Source organism: Streptomyces sp. TLI_105, assembly GCF_900105415.1.
Lineage (GTDB): Bacteria > Actinomycetota > Actinomycetes > Streptomycetales > Streptomycetaceae > Streptomyces.
On record NZ_FNSM01000001.1, the window covers coordinates 7842545 to 7858188 of the forward strand.

Here is a 15644-nt window from a genome sequence, read left to right on the forward strand (position 1 = left end):
GCTCACCCGTCGCCCGACGGCAGGTTCTCCTTGATCTTGGCGATGGCGAAGCCCCAGCCCTGGGACACCGTCGGCTTGCCGGGGACGGCCACTTCCGCGGGGTTCGTCACCACGTCCAGGAGCACCGGTCCGGGATCGGCGAGTGCCCGGCCTACGGCCTCGTCCAGCTCCGCCGGATCGGTGACACGGATGCCGCGGATCCCGAGGGCCTCGGCCACCGCGGCGAAGTCGGGGTTGTCGAGGACCGTCCCGAACTCGGGAAGCCCGGCCTGTTCCTGTTCGAGCTTGACCATGCCGAGACGGCGGTTGTCGAAGACCACGAGCTTGACCGGGAGCCGCTCGGACCGGATGGTCATGAGGTCGCCCAGCAGCATGCTCAGGCCGCCGTCGCCGCAGAAGGCCACGACCTGGCGGTCCGGTGCCCACAGCTGGGAGCCGATGGCCTGGGGCATGGCGTTGGCCATGGAGCCGAGGTTGTACGAGCCGATCAGCCGGCGGCTGCCCCGCATCCTGACGAAACGCGACAGCCAGACCGTGGCCATGCCGGTGTCGGAGGTGAAGATCGCGTCGTCGGCCGCGTGACGGTCCACCGCGGCCGCCAGCGCCTCCGGGCGGATCTCCTCGACCCGGTTGTCGAACATCGCGCGCACCCGCCCGAGGAGGCGCTTGTCGTGGGCGGGGTCGGCCAGGTCCGCCTGCCCCTCCTGCCACCGCAGGAAGCGCTCGCGGGCCTCGTCGAGGTGGGACCGGGAGTCGACCGGGGCGAGCAACGGGAGCAGGGCCCGCAGGGTCGCGCCGACGTCCCCGGCCAGCCCCACGTCCACCGGGACCCGGCGGCCCAGGTGCTCCTCCCGCACGTCGATCTGCACGACCCGGCAGTCCTCCGGGTACCAGTCGCGGTAGGGGAAGTCGGTGCCCAGCAGGATCAGCGTGTCGCAGGTGTCCAGGGCGTGGGCGGCGGCCGGATTGCCGATCAGGCCCGTCTGGCCGACCTCGTACGGGTTGTCCTCCTCGAAACCCTCCTTGCCCTTGAGCGTGAGCACCATCGGCGCCGCGAGGAGCTCGGCGGCGCGCAGCACCTCCTCGCGGGAGTCCCGGGCACCGCGACCCACGAGCAGGGTGACCCGGGAGCCGGCGGCGATCGTCTCCGCCGCCTCGGCCAGCGCCGGGTCGTCGGGCCGGGTCACCGCCGGGCGGGGCAGCGCGAACCGCGTCGGCCGGTCGTCCTCGACCTTCTGGTCGCCGAGGTCCCCGGGGACGGTCAGCACCGCCACGCCCCGGCGGGTCACGGCCGCCCGTACCGCGGACTCCAGCAGCCTCGGCATCTGGGCGGGGGAGGTCACGGTGGCCCGGTACACGGCCACGTCCCGGAACAGGAGGTCGTTGTCCACCTCCTGGAAGTAGTCCCCGCCCACCTCCGACAACGGCACCTGGCCGCAGATCGCCAGGACGGGGGCACCGCTCTTGGCGGCGTCGTACAACCCGTTCAGGAGGTGGACCGAGCCGGGTCCCACGGTGCCCATGCAGACCCCGAGCTCGCCCGACAGCTGGGCGCGCGCGCCGGCGGCGAAGGCCGCGGCCTCCTCGTGGCGGAAGCCGGTCCACTCGATGCCGTCCGTGACCCGGATGGCATCGGTGAGGGGGTTGAGGGCGTCGCCGACCACGCCGAAGACATGGCCGACGTCGAGGTCCACGAGACCGTCGACGATCACCTGGGCGACGGTACGGGGCATGAGGTCTCCTTTCACGAAGGACGACGACCGGGTCACCGGAGGGCGAACCGGTCCGGGTGAGCCGCCTTCCAGTCGCCTGCCCACGAAGGCGGAACCGATGCCGACGTGAGGAGCTGGCCGGCTTCGAGCGATGCGTACAGCTCGGCATGGGACCGGACGGTGTCCGGGCCGATCCGGCGCAGCAGCATCGCGGGCGTCAGGCCGCTCGGCTCGTCGACGCCCATGGCGGCCATGATCTGCAGGGCGCTCTTGACGGTCGCCTCCTGGAAGCGCTGGACGCGGCGCGCCTTGTCCTCGACGTCCAGGGCCCGGGCGCGCCGGCGGTCCTGGGTGGCGACCCCGACGGGGCAGGTGTTGGTGTGGCAGCGCTGGGCCTGGACGCATCCGAGGGCGAACATCATGGCCCGGGCGGAGTTGGTGTAGTCGGCACCCTGGATCAGCCGCTTGACGATGTCGCCGCCGGTGGCGACCTTGCCGGAGGCGCCGATCCGGATCCGGTCGCGCAGTCCCGCGCCGACGAGGGACCGGTGGACCGTCGTCAGGCCCTCGGTGAGGGGGAGCCCGACGGCGTCCGCGAACTCCAACGGCGCGGCCCCGGTGCCGCCTTCGGCGCCGTCGACGACGATGAAGTCGGGCGTGACGTCCTCCTCCAGCATCGCCTTGCAGACGGCGAGGAACTCACGGCGCGATCCGACGCACAGCTTGAATCCGACCGGCTTGCCTCCGGCGAGCTCCCGCATCCGGCCCACGAAGCGCACGAGCTCCCTGGGGGTCCGGTAGACGCGGTGGTACGGCGGGGAGAACACGGTGCGGCCCTCGGGGACGCCCCGGACCGCGGCGATCTCCCGGCTGACCTTGGAGCCGGGCAGCACGCCCCCGATGCCGGGCTTGGCACCCTGGCTGATCTTCAGCAGGACGCAGGCGACCTGGTCGAGGGCGGCCTTCTCGGCGAACTTCCCCGGGTCGAAGTCGCCGTCCTCCGTGCGGCAGCCGAAGTAGCCCGTGCCGATCTCCCAGACGAGGTCCCCGCCGGGGGCCAGGTGGTGCTCCGATATCCCGCCCTCACCGGTGTCGTGGGCGAAGCCACCGCGCCGGGCGCCCTCGTTCAGGGCACGGATCGCCCGGTCCGACAGGGAACCGAAGCTCATCGCGGACACGTTGAGCAGGGCCATGTCGTAGGGCCTGGCGCAGTCGGGGCCGCCGATCCGGACCCGGGGCGGTTCCGTGGGCACCGGGCGCGGGGCCATGGAGGGGACGAGGTGGTCGGTGCCCGGCCGGTCCAGCTCCAGCTCCGTCCCGAAGGGGTCCTCGGCGTCGGTCCCCTTGGCCCGTTCGTAGACGATGGAGCGGGTGTCCCGGTCGAAGGGCGCGCCGTCGACGTTCCGTTCGATGAAGTACTGCTGTACCTCGGGACGGATCCTCTCCATCGCGAACCGCAGGTGTCCCAGGAGGGGGTAGTTGCGCAGGATCGAGTGACGCCGCTGGAGCAGGTCGTACGAGGCCACCGCGGCGAGCAGGAGTGCGGGGCCTGCCGCGCACCACCACCACGGGGACGCCAGGACGGCCAGGAGGCCGGTGACGAGGGCGATGACGGCCGGGAGGCCCACGAGAAGAAGCGTCAGCATGCGGGCCGTCTGTCCCGGATCGGCCGGGCCAAGCGGGCCGCCGGAAGGGCACCCGGCGCGACGGACGAGGTTTGGGACGGGCGGGTCCGGCGAGACGACCCCCCATGAGTGCTTCGGAGAAGAGTGGACAGAATCCGTTCCGTCGGTCCGGCCCGTACGTCGCGTCCGACCGCGCCGGCACGCCGCGCGGCGCGGACCCCGTGGCACGGGCGGGGGAGGGGCGCACGGACCCTGCGGGGACACGCGGCCCGGTGACCATGGGGGAACTGCTGTTCCTTCCGGTCCCGTCGGCCGAGGAGACCCGTGCGGCAGCGTCGGCGGGCCGTGCCGCCGAGGACGGGCTGTGGACCGCCGTCCGCTCGCTCACGGCGGTGACGGCCGGTGCCGCCGTGAGCGCGACGGCCGCGGTCACCGCCGCGTACGCGCTGGGACGGCGGGCCGGGCGACGCGGCCGCGGCCCGGTGGCCCGGCTCTTCGAACGCCGCTTCTGAGGGACGAGGGGACCCCGTCCCTCCCCGTCCGTACATCCAGTCCATCTTGTCCCTGAGCACGTCTCGTTTCAGGAGGTCGATACGTATGGTTCCCCTGCTGCTGGTTCTTCTTCTCGCCCTGCTCCTCTTCGGCTTCGGCTTCGCGGTCAAGGCGCTCTGGTGGATCGCCGTGATCGTGCTCGTCCTGTGGCTGCTGGGCTTCGTGGCCCGGCCGAAGGGCAGCACGGGCCGCTGGTACCGCTGGTAGGCGGTTCACCCACGGGCGAACCCACCCACGGTGGTGAACCCGCCCCAGGCGTGGATCCACCCAGGCGTGAACTCACCCCGGGAGTGAATCCGCTCACGACATGAGCGAGCCCGGCACCCTCCGGAAGGAGGGTGCCGGGCTCGTCCACGTGCTCAGGCGGTCAGCACGGAGTCGTCCTCGGGGCGCGCGCCCGGCAGCCGATGGCGGGCCGCGATCAGTGCCGCGTCCACGTCACGCGTACCGGTGGAGACGCACAGGGTGTACGCCAGGTCGTCCATGCGCCGCCGCACCTCGTCGCTGCCGTTCTCCGCCCGGAGCACCTCGAGCGTCTCGTACTGCTCGATGAGATTGCGCAGGACCGCGGGATGGGCCATCAGCACGTGCTACTCCCCTCGTCGTCAGGGCGTCGACCGCCCGGCTCGACGCGCCGTGTACCCCCTCTCCGGCGTCGCATTCCGGAGAATGCGCGGAAGCCGGTCGACGGCGTGTTCCGGCCGTCTGACGCGGCACCGCTCTCCTCCTGTCGATCACGGAAGGGTAGGGTCGTCATGATTGCCGTACGGCAACGGTCGAGGCCGGAGCCGTCATGAGAGCGCGGGCGGTGCGGCACGTGATCGTGACCGGACGGCCCGTGGGCGGAAGCCTGATGGCGAACGAGGATGGGGCATGTCTGAGACGACGATCAAGGGCTCCTCGACCGGGGGGCGGCCGGGGCCGAGCGCGGTGGCGGAGCCCGAGCTTCGACAGCTCCTGGCCGGTCTCACGGCGGTGCGGGACGGTGACTTCGGCACCCGCCTGCCAGACGAGGCGGGCGGCCTGATGGGAGAGATCTCCAGGGTCTTCAACGGGATGGTCGACCAGCTCTCCCTGTTCACCTCCGAGGTGACGCGGGTGGCGCGTGAGGTCGGCACGGAAGGGACGCTGGGCGGACAGGCCGTGGTGCCCGGCGTCTCCGGCTCCTGGGCCGACCTGACCGACTCGGTGAACGCCATGGCCGGCAACCTCACCACCCAGGTCCGTGACATCGCCCAGGTGGCCACCGCCGTCGCCAAGGGAGACCTCTCCCAGAAGATCGACGTGGACGCGCGCGGCGAGATCCTGGAGCTCAAGAACACCATCAACACGATGGTCGACCAGCTCTCCTCCTTCGCCGACGAGGTCACGCGCATGGCCCGTGACGTGGGCACGGAGGGCATCCTCGGCGGCCAGGCCGACGTGAAGGGCGCCTCCGGCACCTGGCGCGACCTGACGGACTCCGTCAACTCCATGGCGGGGAACCTCACCGCACAGGTGAGGGCGATCGCCCATGTCGCCACCGCGGTGGCCAACGGCGACCTGTCGAAGAAGGTCGGCGTGGACGCGCGCGGCGAGATCCTGGAGCTGAAGACGACCATCAACACGATGGTCGACCAGCTCTCCTCCTTCGCCGACGAGGTGACCCGGGTCGCCCGGGAGGTGGGCACCGAGGGTCGCCTCGGCGGTCAGGCCCGGGTGCCGAACGTGGCCGGCACCTGGAAGGACCTCACCGACAACGTCAACTCCATGGCGAGCAACCTGACCGGGCAGGTCCGGAACATCGCCCAGGTCACCACCGCCGTCGCCAACGGCGACCTCTCCAAGAAGATCGACGTGGACGCCCGCGGCGAGATCCTGGCGCTGAAGACGACCATCAACACGATGGTCGACCAGCTGTCCTCGTTCGCGGCCGAGGTGACCCGCGTGGCCCGGGAGGTCGGCAGCGAGGGCCGGCTCGGGGGACAGGCGGAGGTGGAGGGCGTCTCCGGCACCTGGAAGCGGCTGACCGAGAACGTCAACGAGCTCGCCGGGAACCTCACCCGGCAGGTCCGGGCCATCGCCGAGGTCGCGAGCGCCGTCGCCGAGGGCGACCTGACCCGCTCGATCACCGTCGAGGCGTCGGGCGAGGTGGCCGAGCTCAAGGACAACATCAACGCGATGGTCGGCTCGCTGCGCGAGACGACGCGGGCCAACCAGGAACAGGACTGGCTGAAGTCCAGCCTGGCGCGGATCTCCGCGCTGATGCAGGGCCACCGCGACCTGGCCGTCGTCGCCGAACTCGTCATGGACGAGCTGACCCCGCTCGTGGCCGCCCAGTACGGTGCGTTCTACCTGGCCGAAGAGGGAGCGGACGGCGTCGAGCTGGGGCTCGTCGGCTCCTACGGCCGACCCGCCGGCGACCGGCGCAAGGACCGTTTCCGGCTGGGCGAGTCGCTCGTCGGACAGGCCGCCCGCAGCCGCCGCACCATCGCGGCCGAGAACGTCCCCGCCGACTACGTCACCATCTCCTCGGGACTCGGTCGGACGTCCCGCGGCAGCCTGGTGGTGCTGCCGATCGTCGTCGAGGACCAGGTGCTCGGCGTCATCGAGCTGATGTCCTTCAGCCCCTTCACCTCCGTGCACCGGGACTTCCTGGAGCAGCTCATGGAGACGGTGGGCGTCAACCTCAGCACGATCGTCGCCAACGCCCGTACGGACGAACTCCTGGACGAGTCCCAGCGGCTGGCGGGCGAACTGCGCTCCCGCACCGAGGAGCTCCAGGTGCAGCAGGAGGAACTGCAGCGCTCCAACGCCGAACTGGAGGAGAAGGCGGCCCTGCTCGCGACGCAGAACCGCGACATCGAGGCCAAGAACCTCCAGATCGAGCAGGCCCGGCGGGAAATCGAGGACCGCGCCCAGCAGCTCGCGCTGGCCTCGAAGTACAAGTCCGAGTTCCTGGCCAACATGAGCCACGAACTGCGCACCCCGCTCAACAGCCTCCTGATCCTGGCCCAGCTGCTCGCCCAGAACCCGACCCGCAACCTCACGGCCAAGCAGGTGGAGTACGCCGGCATCATCCACTCGGCCGGATCGGACCTGCTGCAGCTGATCAACGACATCCTCGACCTGTCCAAGGTGGAGGCGGGGAAGATGGACGTCAACCCGGAGCGCGTGGCGCTGCGCAGGCTCCTCGACTACGTCGAGGCCACCTTCCGCCCCCTCACCTCGCAGAAGAGCCTCGCCTTCGCGGTCTCCACCGCCGCCGGCGTCCCCGTCGACCTGGTCACCGACGACTCCCGGCTCCGGCAGGTGCTGCGGAACCTGTTGTCCAACGCCGTCAAGTTCACCGAGCACGGCAGCGTCGAACTCCGCATCGAACCGGCGTCGGACGACGAACTCCCGGCGACCGTCCACCGGGGCGGCCCGGTCGTCGCCTTCCGCGTCAAGGACACCGGCATCGGCATCGCCCGCGAGAACCTGGAGGCGATCTTCGGTGCCTTCCAGCAGGCCGACGGGACGACCAACCGGAAGTACGGCGGCACGGGTCTCGGCCTGTCCATCAGCCGCGAGATCGCCTATCTGCTCGGCGGCGCCCTCACGGTCGCCAGCACGCCCGGCGAGGGCAGCACCTTCACCCTCTACCTGCCCGTCACCCGCCCCGACTTCACGGAACAGCCCGCCCCGACGGCGGACGGCCGCGTCGGCCCTCCGGTCGCGGCGCCGGACCAGGGCGGCGCCCCCGCCCTCCCCGCGCGTCCCGGCACGCCCTCGACCCGACCGACGCGGCGCCTCCTCGTGATCGAGGAGCGCCCGCGCGGGCTCCTCGCGCTCGTCGCCGAGAACGCCGTCACGGAACTCGCCGACGACGGCGGTCGCGCCGACCGGGAGGACATCGAACTGATCGCCGTCGTCGGCCCCCAGGAGGCCGCCACCGCCCTGGCCACCCAGCCCTTCCACTGCGTCGTGCTCGACGTCGACATGGCGGACGGCGACGCCCTGCGCTTCCTGGACGCCATGGACGGGGACGAGGCCCTGCGTACCGTCCCCGTCCTCGCCCACAACAACCGCCGGCTCGCCGCCGACCAGGAGCGCGCCCTCCAGGAGATGGCCCGCCGACGGCCGCTGGAACTCCTTTCCAGCCTCGACGAACTGCGCGAACGGATCGCCCTGCACCTGTCCGCGGAGCAGCCCGGCGACGTCGTCCCTCTGGTCCGGGGAGAACACCGGGCCCTGGAGCCGCAGACCATCGACACCACGCTGCACGGCCGCACCGTTCTCGTGGTCGACGACGACGCCCGCAACCTGTACGCCCTCAGCGGCATCCTGGAACTGCACGGCATCACGGTGCTGCACGCCGAGAACGGCCGGAAGGGGATCGAGGCACTCCTCGCGCACGCGACCGTCGACCTCGTCCTGATGGACGTGATGATGCCGGAGATGGACGGCTACACGGCGACCGCGCGGATCAGGGAGATGCCGCAGTTCGCGGACCTGCCCGTCATCGCGGTCACCGCCAAGGCCATGCCGGGCGACCGGGAGAAGAGCCTCGCCGCGGGTGCCAGCGACTACGTGACCAAGCCCGTCGACGCCGACGAACTCATCGCCTGCGTCCGCCGCTGGCTGGACGAGGGATAGCCCCGTGGCCGCCCCCACCGGCCCGTACCGCACCCCGCGGCGGGCACCGCGCCTCCCCGGCGTGCCCTGCCCCCGCCCGTCCGGCGGCCCCGAGGCCGCCCTACCCGAGGAGTCGTCGACGTGAGTGGCCCCCACCTCCGGGACGGAGACCCGCACTCCGGCCCCCACGGGGAAGACGCTCCGGCGCCCGAGGTGACCGCAGCGGTCATCCCCGACCAGGCCTCCACCGCCGGCGACCGCCCGCCGGCGCAGGACCGCTTCACGGTCGGCCGGCTGACGGCCACGGTGGAACGGCTGCGCGCCGAGGTGCGCGCCGCGCACGCCGCGGCCGAGGGACGTGCCCTGGTCGAGCTCGCCAAGGGAGTGATCGTCGAGCGCCTGGGCTGCGGCCCCGCCCAGGCGGCACGGCAGCTCGCCGAGCTGGCCGACCGGGCCGGGCTCTCCCAGCTGGAGCTGGCAGCGGACATCATCAACCAGGCGGCCCGCGACCGGGTCGCCGAAGTCGCCGGCGATTTCCTCAGGACGACCGTCGGCGGGCCCGGCGCTCCCGGCCCGGCCGACGGGGCCGACGCCTCGGTCGGCGTGCGCCTGCGTACGGCCGAGAGCGCGGCGCTCAGCGCGGGCGACACCCAGTCCGTCGCCGAGTCGTTGCTGGCACACGCCCTCGAACCCCTCGGCGCCGTCGCCGTGGCGATCTGGACCACCGGCCCGGACGCCTCGCTGAGCCTGTGCGGCCACGCCGGTTTCGGCTCCGACGAGGCGGCCCGCTGGCACCACGTCCCGCCGGGCGTGACCACCGCGGCCCGACAGGCGCTCACCGGCCGCCGTACGGTCTGGTACCCCTCACTGGCAGCCGCCGGCGTCCCCTCGATCGGACGCGCACGCCACCCCGACGGCGGCCGGGTCGTCGTCCCCGCCGGGACCGGCGGCCGCATCCACGGCGTCCTGGAGATCTGCTGGGCCCGCCCGCTGGACCCCCAGCCCCAGGCCGTGGAGCGCCAGATCGAAGCCCTCGCCGAGCTCTGCGCCCACACACTGGAAGCCCTTCCCGCGCAGGCCGTGCCGACAGGCGCCCTCGTCCCCGGCGGGGACGGACCGCTGGAACTGGCCGAACTCGCCGACGGGCTCTACGACCCCGCCCTCGTGCTGACCCCCCACCTGGACGAGGCGGGCAGGTTGGCCGACTTCCGCATCCGGCACGCCAACGCGCACTTCCAGGACCCGGCCGGCCGGCCCCGGAGCGCCGTCGACGGGGCGCTGCTCCTGGAGGCGTACCCCGCGACGGCGGGCGGGAGCGAACTCTTCGAACAGATCGAGCGGGTCTACGCCACGGGCGAGCCCTTCCGCTCCCGGCGGACACGGCTGACCGCGCTCGTGGACCAGGTGCCGCTCTCCTCGCTCGCCGACATCAGCATCAGCCGGCACGGGGACAGCGTCTTCCTCATATGGCGCATCGAGGACGAGTCGGCCCGCCTCGCCAGCCTGCTGCAGCACGCCCAGCGCCTCGGCCGCGTCGGCGCCTACGAGGAGGACGTCCTCACCGGAGAGATCACCTGGAACGGCCAGCTCTTCGACCTCTTCGGCCGACAGAAGACGGAACCGCCCGTCTCCCTGCGCGACCTGGCGGCGCACGCCCACCCCGACGACGCCGACACCATCCGGCGCTTCCTCCACTCCGTCCTGCACCAGCGGCGGGCGGGTTCCACGGCCTTCCGCCTGCTGCGCCGGGACGGGGTCACGCGCCACATCCGGGTGATCGCCGAACCCGCCCTGGGCGCCGACGGCCGGCTCCAGGCGGTCCGGGGCGCCTACCAGGACATCTCGGCGCAGCACTGGACCGAGGTCGCCCTCACGGCCACCCGCGACCGTCTCGTCGCCACGGAGGAGGAGGCGGCGGAACGCAACCGGCTCACCCTCCAGCTCCAGCACGCCATCATGCCCCCGGCCAAACCGCCGCTCGACGCGCCGGGACTCGACGTCGCCGTGCGCTACCGCCCGGCCGAGTCCGAGTCCCTGGTCGGCGGCGACTGGTACGACGCCGTCGTGCTGCCGTCCAAGAAGGTGCTCCTGTGCGTCGGGGACGTGGCGGGCCACGGCGTGGAGGCCGCCACCGGGATGGTCGTCCTGCGCAACGCCCTGCGCGGCCTCGCCGTCACCGGCGCGGGGCCGGGACAGCTGCTGTCCTGGCTGAACACCGTCGCCCACCACCTCACGGCCCATGTCACGGCCACCGTCGTCTGCGGGATCTACGACCCCGAGAGCCGCACGCTGCGCTGGGCCCGGGCGGGGCACCTCCCGCCGGTGCTCGTCCGGAACAGCGAGGCGGTCGACCTGCCGCTGCTCCGAGGGCTGCTGCTGGGGGCCCTCGCCGACGCCGAGTACGAGGAGGCGGAGCTCCGGCTCGAACCCGACGACACCGTCCTGATGTACACCGACGGTCTCGTCGAACGGCGGGACACCTCCGTCCACGATTCCGTCGCCCAGCTGCTGGCCACCGCCCAGCTGCCGACCGACGGCCTCGAAGGACGGCTGGACCTGCTGCTGTCGCGCAGCAAGTCGGACACGGACGACGACACGTGCCTGATCGGCGTCCAGGTGACCTGATCGCCTGCCGCCGCCCCATCGCCCGCCCCCCTCCACTGTGGAAAGCAGGGAACATGTCCGAGCGAGAACCGAACCTGAACGTCGACGTCACGATCCGCGACACCGGGACAGCGGTGCTGTCCCTGGGGGGCGAGCTCGACATGGAGACCGCCCAGCTGCTCGACGACCACCTGGCGGAACAGCTCCGGCAGGGGCGGGCCCGTCTCGTCCTCGATCTGTCCGCGCTGGGTTTCATGGACTCGTCCGGTCTGAACGTCCTGATCAGGGCGGTTCACAAGGCACGCGCCCTCGGGGGAGACCTGTACCTCGCCGCGCCGACGTCGCCGGTGCGACGCATCCTGGAGATCACCGGAGTGACGACCACGATCCCGCCGCACGCCGGCGTGGCCGAGGCGCTGGCCGCTGCCGGCGGCGCGAGATAGACGAAGGGCGGTGCGGCCCTGGGTACGGGACCGCCCCGGGGAGAAAGGGAAGCGGGAGAACGTGTACGAGATCGCCGACGTGGAGCAGGCGCTCCGCAGGGCAGCTCCGCACCAGCTGGTGAGCGTCGTCGAGGACGCCCTGCGGAAGCACTGCGGTGCCCGGCGGGTGGAGCTCCGTCTGGCCGACTACGGACTGAGGACCCTCCAGCCCGTCGAGCGCATGCCCGGGGCGGCGCCGTCGGTCCCGATCCACGACAGTCCGCAGGGGCGCGCCTTCGGTGCCCAGGAGCCGTACATCACCCGCGGGTCCGACGAGGTCCTGGTCCACCTTCCCGTCACCGTGCGGGGAGACCGGCTGGGCGTCCTCACCGTCGGGTTGCCGCCGGGGGCCGACGTCGGGGCCGTGCTGCCCGGACTCGGCCAGGTCTGCGAGGGGCTCGGGCACGAGATCCTGGTGGCCGAGCGGGACACGGACCTGTACGTGCTGGCGCGGCGGGCGACGCGGCTCACCCTCGCGGCCGAGATGCAGTGGCAGCTCCTTCCCGGCCGCTCGTGCACCCGTCCCGAGTTCGCCCTCGGCGCCCATCTGGAGCCCGCCTACGCGATCTTCGGGGACAACTACGACTGGTCGGTCTCGGCCGGCCGGCTGACCCTGACCGTCACCAACGGCATGGGGGAGGGCATCGAGGCGGCCCTGCTGACGAACCTGGCGATCAACGCGCTCCGCAACGCCCGCCGGGCGGGTCTGGGCCTCGCGGACCAGGCCGCCCTGGCCGACCAGGCCGTGTACGCGCAGTACCGGGGCAGTGCCTTCGTGTCGGTGCTCCTCCTGTGCTTCGACCTCGCCACGGGCGAGGTGGAGGCCGTGGACGCGGGTTCGCCCCGTCTGTGGCGGCTGCGGGGGCCTTCCGTCGAGTCCGTCTCCTTCGAGGCGCAGTTGCCCCTCGGCATGTTCGAGGACTCCCTCTACGTACCCGAGCGGTTCACCGTGCGCCCGGGCGACCGCCTGCTCTTCGGCAGCGACGGGGTGTACGACGCCGTCTCGCCCGATGGGGAGAGCTACGGAGAACGGGCGCTGGCCCGCGCGCTCAGCGGGACGCGGCTGCTTCCGCCGACGCACGTGCCGCAGGCGGTGCTGCGTGAGCTCGCCGCGTACCACGGCGACACCCCGCTGGAGGACGACGCCCTCGTGGTCTGTCTCGACTGGTACGGGACCCCGTCAACAGTTGCCGTGTGACAACTGTATCCTTGGGGCAACACCTGGCTCGTGCCCGGTTGAACGCATCAAGGATGACCGGAGGGTGGCAGTGGGGACATGGAGTGTGCGGCCGGCCGACGCCGGCGGCGCGCGGGGATCAGGCCGAACTGACGTCCTTCAGCGGCGTGTCAGGGCGTGACGAGCCCGCCGGCGCGCCCTCTCCCAGTGCCTCCTGGAACCCGGTGAGTCCTCGCAGCAGCGCCTTGCGGCTCGTCGGCGACATGGAGGCGACGACCGCGAGCAGCGCCTCCTCGCGCTGGGCCCGCAGGTCCCGCAGGTACGCCTTGCCGTGGACGGTCAGGTGCAGCTCCAGCTGCCTCCGGCTCACGGAACTGGGCAGCCGCTGGACGAAACCCAGCGCCTCCAACCGGTCGCACATGCGGCTCACCGAAGGCGGCGCGGACCCGAGCAGGTCGCCCAGCGTGCGGAGGCTGATCCCCTCCTCGCGGTCCAGGCTGTACAGCACGCGCAGCTGACTCGCCGACACCGGCGTCGGCGACACCATGTCCCGACCGCGCTCCCACAGCACCTCCAGGAGCTCGATGAGCTCCCGGGCGGCCTGAGTCGTCTGCTGCCGCTCCCGCTGGGACGGGGCGGGGTTGGTGTTCATGCCTACCGACACTCCTCGGGCGTCCGGGGCCGAGGACGTCGGCCTTCCGACGGACCGGTCATCTCCACATCTCTCCAGAAGGCGGTACGGATTCGGTGGATCGACACGTGACAGTGGAAAGCGCACTGCGCGGGGCGGCACCACACCTCCTCCTGGACTCCCTCCGTACCAGTCTCGCGCAGCAGTACGCCGCGTCCTGTGCCGACCTGCTGCTCATCGACTACGGGTTCACGTCGCTGCGCCCCGTGCGGCCCGTGCAGACGCCCGCCGGGGTGCGGCACGTGCCCGTGGACACGGGGCCCGTCGGTCGCGTCTTCCGCACGCAGCAACCATATCTTTTCCGTGATGACGGGCCCACGGCGACCGTTTGCCTTCCCGTCACGGTCCGCGGCGACCGGCTCGGCGTCCTCGTGGTCCTGCTGCCCCCGGACCGCGCCACCCCGGGGACCGTCGAGAGCCTCGGCCGCGTCGCCGAGACCCTCGGACACGCCCTGCGCGTCGCCGACCGCCACACCGACCTGTACCGCAGCACCCGCAGGACGCGCGCCCTCACCGTCGCCGGGGAGATGCAGTGGGACACCCTGCCGGGCCGGTCCTGCACCGGTCCGGCGTTCGACCTGCACACCTACTGGGAGCCCGCCTACACCTCGGGAGGGCACCTCCTGGACTGGAGCGTGACCGAGGACGAGCTGCTCCTGGTCGTCGCCGACGGCGCCGGCCCCGGCACCCCGGCAGCCCTGGTGAGCACCCTCGCCCTGAACGCGATCCGCAACGCCCGGCGGGCCGGGCTCGACCTGGTGGGGCAGGCCAGCCTCACCGACCAGGCGCTCTACGGTCAGTACCGGGGGAAGAGCCCGCTCGCCGCCCTCCTGCTGCGCCTCGACCTGACCACCGGCGGGATCGAGGTCGTCGACGCCGGGTCGCCGACGCTCTGGCGGACGCGCGGAACCACGACCGAGCGCATCGAACTGGACCGCCAACTGCCCCTCGGCATGTTCGAGGACACCGTCTACGCCACGCAGCGCCTGCGCCTCCTGCCCGGCGACCGGCTCGTCTTCGTCGCCTGCGACCCGGGCGGGCCCCCGCCCGGCGGGCAGAACGAGGCGCTGGACGGTCCCGTCGCCCGCGCCCTGGCGCGGGCCGGCCACCTGAGCTGCGCGGACGCCCCCAGCGCCGTCGTCCGGGCGCTGCGGGAGACGCCCCGCGACGTACCGGACGCCGTCCTCGTGGTCTGCCTCGACTGGCACGGACCCGAGGCCGGACGATCAGGTACGGCGACGGACGGGGACGGCGGTCCGCTCCCGCCTTCCTCCCCCTGACACCACGGCGGTGGGCGTGATCCCCGATGCGGGCGGTGTGGAAACCGTGAAGAGGGGAAAGGCGGAGTACGAGGTGCCCAGCGCGCCCGCCCATCCGTACGAGGGGAGTGCCAGGGCCATGACGGACGCCATCACCGCGGAGCGTGCCACACCGGAGCCCCTGCTGTCCGCGAGTGTCGTGTTCGACAACGCCGCCGACGGCGGAGCGATCGGGTCCGCCCGCGCCTTCACCGCCGACTTCCTCGCGGCCGCGCCGGCCGTCCGGCGGGAACCGGTGACGCGGGACCGTGTCGACCTGGCGAAGCTGGTGGTCAGCGAACTGGTGACCAACGCCGTCCGGCACACGTCCGGCCCCTGCCGACTGCTCCTCGAGCTGCGCCAGGACGCCCTGGAGATCTCGGTGTTCGACCGCGCGGCGGCCGCCCCCGTACCCCGCGGACACGACCCGCGCCGCATCGGACAGCACGGCGTCGAGATCGTCATCGCGGTCTGCGAGAGCGTGACCGTGGAGCCGGAGCCGGAGGGCAAGCGGGTCCGCGCACGCCTCTCCCTCGTGCCGGCGGACGCCGAGGCGGGAGTCTGACAGCCGGCGTGCCCGCTCGGGCGCACCTCCTGTCGGACTCCCGTCTCGGCGGGAAGCGGCCCCCGGGGACGCCGGCCGGACCTCAGCGCCGCTCGTCGGACGTGCGGCGCCACCGCCGCCGGAGGGAACGGCGCTCGTTCTCGGTGAGGCCGCCCCACACTCCCGTCACCTGACGGGAGTCGTCCATGGCCCAGCGCAGGCACTCCGCCCGCACCGGACAGTGCCGACAGACCTCCTTGGCCTCGTCGGCCTGGACGAGCGCGGAGGGGCCGACCCCCACGGGGAAGAACAGATCGGGGTCCACCTCGCGGCAGGCCGCCGCCGCCCGCCAGTCGTCCATGT

13 protein-coding genes are annotated in these 15644 nt (G+C 72.5%); 8 read left to right on the plus strand and 5 right to left on the minus strand.

The annotated features are described in order from the left end of the window. Window positions 1-2: 2 nt before the first annotated feature. Window positions 3-1733, minus strand: coding sequence for a thiamine pyrophosphate-dependent enzyme (locus BLW86_RS35685; RefSeq protein ID WP_093877847.1), 1731 nt, complete (start codon window positions 1731-1733; stop codon window positions 3-5). 32 nt (window positions 1734-1765) lie between these two features. Further along, window positions 1766-3358, minus strand: coding sequence for an FMN-binding glutamate synthase family protein (locus tag BLW86_RS35690; protein ID WP_093877848.1), 1593 nt, complete (start codon window positions 3356-3358; stop codon window positions 1766-1768). A 251-nt stretch (window positions 3359-3609) separates the two neighbouring features. Here BLW86_RS35690 and BLW86_RS35695 point away from each other — a divergent pair, with 251 nt between their 5' ends. Together BLW86_RS35695 and BLW86_RS35700 are read left to right on the plus strand one after the other, a co-directional pair. Continuing rightward, a complete protein-coding gene (locus BLW86_RS35695) occupies window positions 3610-3849 on the plus strand; it encodes a hypothetical protein (protein WP_093877849.1) in 240 nt (79 codons plus the stop codon). A gap of 85 nt (window positions 3850-3934) precedes the next feature. Next, window positions 3935-4096 (plus strand): DUF5670 family protein, encoded by a 162-nt coding sequence (locus BLW86_RS35700; protein ID WP_030690925.1) that lies wholly within the window; start codon window positions 3935-3937, stop codon window positions 4094-4096. Window positions 4097-4248: 152 nt separating this feature from the next. Here BLW86_RS35700 and BLW86_RS35705 read toward each other — a convergent pair whose 3' ends face one another. Continuing rightward, window positions 4249-4476 carry a DUF5133 domain-containing protein gene (locus tag BLW86_RS35705; RefSeq protein WP_030690924.1) on the minus strand — a complete coding sequence of 76 codons (228 nt, stop codon included), beginning with the start codon at window positions 4474-4476 and terminating at the stop codon, window positions 4249-4251. A 286-nt stretch (window positions 4477-4762) separates the two neighbouring features. On the opposite strand from BLW86_RS35705, the gene BLW86_RS35710 reads away from it, so the two are divergent. The 4 genes from BLW86_RS35710 to BLW86_RS35725 all read left to right on the plus strand — a co-directional run bounded on the left by BLW86_RS35710 (window position 4763) and on the right by BLW86_RS35725 (window position 12769). Further along, window positions 4763-8506 (plus strand): HAMP domain-containing protein, encoded by a 3744-nt coding sequence (locus BLW86_RS35710; RefSeq protein ID WP_093877850.1) that lies wholly within the window; start codon window positions 4763-4765, stop codon window positions 8504-8506. A 120-nt stretch (window positions 8507-8626) separates the two neighbouring features. Beyond that, the gene (locus BLW86_RS35715; protein WP_093877851.1) at window positions 8627-11110 is read left to right on the plus strand and encodes a SpoIIE family protein phosphatase; all 2484 of its coding nucleotides are present in this window, start codon (window positions 8627-8629) and stop codon (window positions 11108-11110) included. Between the two features lie 53 nt (window positions 11111-11163). Continuing rightward, complete coding sequence (locus BLW86_RS35720) at window positions 11164-11532, plus strand: STAS domain-containing protein (RefSeq protein ID WP_093877852.1); 369 nt, start codon at window positions 11164-11166, stop codon at window positions 11530-11532. Between the two features lie 61 nt (window positions 11533-11593). Continuing rightward, window positions 11594-12769, plus strand: a complete 1176-nt coding sequence (locus BLW86_RS35725) for a PP2C family protein-serine/threonine phosphatase (protein WP_093879052.1) — start codon at window positions 11594-11596, stop codon at window positions 12767-12769. A gap of 118 nt (window positions 12770-12887) precedes the next feature. On the opposite strand, the gene BLW86_RS35730 is transcribed toward BLW86_RS35725, so the two are convergent. After that, the gene (locus BLW86_RS35730) at window positions 12888-13400 is read right to left on the minus strand and encodes a MarR family winged helix-turn-helix transcriptional regulator (RefSeq protein WP_093877853.1); all 513 of its coding nucleotides are present in this window, start codon (window positions 13398-13400) and stop codon (window positions 12888-12890) included. A gap of 107 nt (window positions 13401-13507) precedes the next feature. On the opposite strand from BLW86_RS35730, the gene BLW86_RS35735 reads away from it, so the two are divergent. Together BLW86_RS35735 and BLW86_RS35740 are read left to right on the plus strand one after the other, a co-directional pair. After that, complete coding sequence (locus tag BLW86_RS35735; RefSeq protein ID WP_256341539.1) at window positions 13508-14719, plus strand: PP2C family protein-serine/threonine phosphatase; 1212 nt, start codon at window positions 13508-13510, stop codon at window positions 14717-14719. Window positions 14720-14765: 46 nt separating this feature from the next. Beyond that, window positions 14766-15302, plus strand: coding sequence for an ATP-binding protein (locus BLW86_RS35740; protein WP_256341540.1), 537 nt, complete (start codon window positions 14766-14768; stop codon window positions 15300-15302). Between the two features lie 82 nt (window positions 15303-15384). Here the strand turns inward: BLW86_RS35740 and BLW86_RS35745 are convergent, their stop codons facing one another. Continuing rightward, complete coding sequence (locus tag BLW86_RS35745; RefSeq protein ID WP_093879053.1) at window positions 15385-15642, minus strand: WhiB family transcriptional regulator; 258 nt, start codon at window positions 15640-15642, stop codon at window positions 15385-15387. Window positions 15643-15644: the final 2 nt, after the last annotated feature.